The organism is Methylomonas sp. LWB, assembly GCF_001856095.1.
GTDB lineage: Bacteria > Pseudomonadota > Gammaproteobacteria > Methylococcales > Methylomonadaceae > Methylomonas > Methylomonas koyamae_A.
Window position 1 is genome coordinate 1 of the sequence record NZ_MKMC01000058.1, and the last position, 3,379, is coordinate 3,379.

A 3,379-nucleotide genomic window follows, 5' to 3' on the forward strand; every position below is an offset into this window, starting at 1 on the left:
CGTCGCCGCGATTGCTCCGGCCGCCGCGCCGCCGCGGCCAAAAAGCGGGTTGGACACACTGGACGATTTGCCGCCGGAGCTGCGCCAATCGCTACCCAGCCTGCCGATCAATGTCTACAGTTACTCGGCCACGCCGGCCGAACGCTTCGTGATGATAGACATGGTCAAATACGTGCCCGGCCAGACCATCAAGGATCAGGTCGAGTTGCGGGAAATCCAGGAGGATGGCATCGTCGTGCGTTATCGCGAGCGCGTGTTCAAAATCAAGCGCTAACCCGCGTGCGCCGGCGGTTCCGTCTTATCGGTCGCCGGGACCGCATTTAGACTATATTCAAGTAGGGACCGATCCGCTTCGCGAACTGTCGAAGCTTGTGAACGGCGTATGCCGATAGTCGCTTGCTTAGTCAGCGGCGCGGACTCGGAAACGGCCGGAAGTTCCGTCGGGTTGAGCGGCTTCGGGTCCGAGCGCCGAATCCCAGAATTTTAGAGCCCAAAACAAGACGGCCGGCCGGACAGTCGGCGTAATCACGATAACAACAGCCAAGGAGTGTCTCATGTCGGAAGCTTATCAATACATCCGCTGGTTCAACGAGTTGACCATCCGCGATATCCCGCTGGTTGGCGGCAAAAACGCGTCGTTGGGAGAAATGTATCGCGAACTTGCCGGCCAGGGTATCCGCGTCCCCAACGGCTTCGCGATTACCGCCGAGGCTTATCGCTACGTACTGGATCAAGCCGGGATCTGGCCGCGTTTGCACGAACTGCTGGACGACGTGGACGCCGACGACGTCGCCGACCTGGCTCGCCGCGCCCAAATGGCGCGCGATCTGGTTTACGCGGCGCCGCTGCCGGCCGATTTGCAGGCCGAAATACACCGAGCTTTCGCCCGATTGCAACAGGAGTACGGGGCGGACTTGAGCGTTGCGGTGCGCAGTTCGGCGACCGCCGAAGACTTGCCGACCGCCAGCTTTGCCGGCCAGCAGGATACCTATTTGAACATTCGCGGCGGTCAGGCCTTGCTGGATGCCTGCCAGCGCTGCTTTGCCAGTTTGTTCACCGACCGGGCCATTCATTACCGCATCGATCAGGGCTTCGATCATTTTAAGATCAGCTTGTCGATCGGAGTGATGAAAATGGTGCGCTCCGATTTGGCGGCCAGCGGCGTGATGTTTTCGCTGGATACCGAGTCCGGTTTCCAGGAGGCGGTATTTATCACCGGCGCTTACGGTTTGGGCGAAAACGTGGTGCAGGGCGCCGTCGATCCTGACGAGTTCTACGTGCACAAACCGACATTCGCGCAAGGTTATCGGGCGGTGCTGCGGCGCAATCTGGGCGCGAAGAAAATCAAGATGGTGTATAGCGACGGCCGTACCCGCGAGCCGGTCCGCAATATCGCGACCGCTAACGACGAGCGGCGCCGCTATTGCATCGCCGACGCCGAAGTGCTGGAACTGGCCGATTACGCGATCAAAATCGAAAACCACTATGGCCGGCCGATGGATATGGAATGGGCCAAGGACGGTCTGGACGGCTGCTTGTACATCGTCCAGGCCCGCCCGGAAACCGTGGCCTCGCAAAAAGCCGGTCATGTGTTGGAGCAGTATCGTCTCACCGAAGCGGGGGAGGTGATCGCGCGCGGCCACGCGGTCGGCGGCAAGATCGCGGCCGGCACCGCGCGAGTGATAGACCATGTGGCTAAGTTGTCGACCTTCAAACCCGGCGAAGTGTTGGTGGCCGACATGACCACGCCGGATTGGGAGCCGGTGATGAAAACCGCCGCCGCCATCGTCACCAATCGCGGCGGCCGAACCTGCCACGCGGCGATCATTGCCCGCGAGTTGGGAGTGCCGGCGGTGATCGGCTGCGAAAACGCGACCAGCGCAATTTCCAGCGGCAGCGAGGTCACGGTCAGTTGCGCCGAAGGCGATGCCGGCAAGGTGTATCGCGGAAAAGTCGGTTTCGAGGTCAGCCATACCGATCTGGCCCAGCTGCGGCGGCCGAAAACCAAGATCATGTTGAATCTCGGCAATCCGGAACTGGCCTTCAAGCACAGCTTTTTGCCGAACGACGGGGTTGGTTTGGCGCGGATGGAATTCATCATTACCGAATACATCAAGGCCCATCCCTTGGCTTTGATCCATCCCGATAAGGTTCGGGACGCCGAGGAGTTGGTCAAATTGCAAGCGCTGACCGAAGCTTACGCCAAGCCGGAAGACTTTTTTGTCGAGCGGCTGGCGGAAGGGGTGGGCACGATAGGCGCGGCATTCTATCCGAAGCCGGTCGTCGTGCGGATGTCGGATTTCAAGACCAACGAATACGCGACGTTGCTGGGCGGGCGCTGGTTCGAGGGCGACGAGGCCAATCCGATGATCGGTTTTCGCGGTGCCGCGCGCTACGTGCATCCGGCTTACGCGGAAGGCTTTGCATTGGAATGCGCGGCGATGAAACGGGTGCGCGACGGCATGGGATTGACCAATGTTGTCCTGATGATTCCCTTTTGTCGGCGCATCGGCGAAGCGGAGCGGGTGTTGGAGAGCATGGCGCGGCATGGCCTCAAGCGCGGCGAAAATGGCTTGGAAATCTACGTGATGTGCGAGATTCCCAACAACGTGATTCTGATCGACGAATTCGCCAAACTGTTCGACGGGTTTTCGATCGGCTCCAACGACTTGACCCAACTCACTCTCGGCGTGGATCGAGACTCCGAGATCGTGGCCAACGACTTCGACGAGCGCGATCCCGGCGTCAAAACCATGATCCGCTTGGCCGTCGAAGGCGCCCGCCGCAACGGTCGCCATTCCGGTTTGTGCGGTCAGGCACCGTCGGATTATCCGGAGATGGCCGAATATTTGGTTGAAATCGGCATCGACTCGATGAGCTTGAATCCGGATACCGTGCTGGCGACGACGCAAAGGGTGTTGGCGCTGGAGCAACGTTTGGGGCGCTAGCAGCGCCACCGAGGCCGGTCGACTCGGCGGCGGTCGAACGCGGTTTATGCGGCCTTGCGCCGCAGGCCCAAGTATCCGGTCAGCGCGCTGAGCATCAGCCAAGCCGAGGCCGGTACCGGCACCGCGGACAGTTTGCCGTATTCGATGACGCCGGCGACGGCGCCGCCGGTTGGTGCCGGATTGACCGACAGATGGGTGATTTCGCCGCTTAAACCGCCGCTGTCGCTCAGAAACAATATGCGGCCGCCGCCGCCGAAAGCACCGCCGCCGTCGGCGCTGACCGTGGTGTTGCCGGTAAACGAAATCGTCGGCGCGTGTAACAGCAAGCCGCCGCCCGAGCCGCCGCCGCCCAACAGCGCGGTACCGCCGCTACCGTCGCCGCCTGTGGCGGTCAGCAGACCGGCGTCGAAATCGATGGACGACAACGCGCC

The 3,379-nt window shown here is 61.3% G+C and carries 3 protein-coding genes; 2 read left to right on the top strand and 1 reads right to left on the bottom strand.

Features of this window, described 5'->3' with window-relative positions:
* Both BJL95_RS19465 and ppsA read left to right on the top strand, forming a co-directional pair.
* The coding region (locus BJL95_RS19465; protein WP_175463761.1) for a general secretion pathway protein GspB at positions 1-274 on the top strand (274 nt) is incomplete at its 5' end.
* 280 nt (positions 275-554) lie between these two features.
* A complete protein-coding gene (ppsA, locus tag BJL95_RS19470) occupies positions 555-2,948 on the top strand; it encodes a phosphoenolpyruvate synthase (protein ID WP_071160363.1) in 2,394 nt (797 codons plus the stop codon).
* Between the two features lie 44 nt (positions 2,949-2,992).
* On the opposite strand, the gene BJL95_RS25300 is transcribed toward ppsA, so the two are convergent.
* The coding region (locus BJL95_RS25300) for a hypothetical protein (RefSeq protein WP_217631713.1) at positions 2,993-3,379 on the bottom strand (387 nt) is incomplete at its 5' end.

Bases quoted from the DNA above. Each gene is read 5' to 3' on its own strand.
- ppsA (WP_071160363.1), top strand. From the start codon at position 555: ATGTCGGAAGCTTATCAATACATCCGCTGGTTCAACGAGTTGACCATC.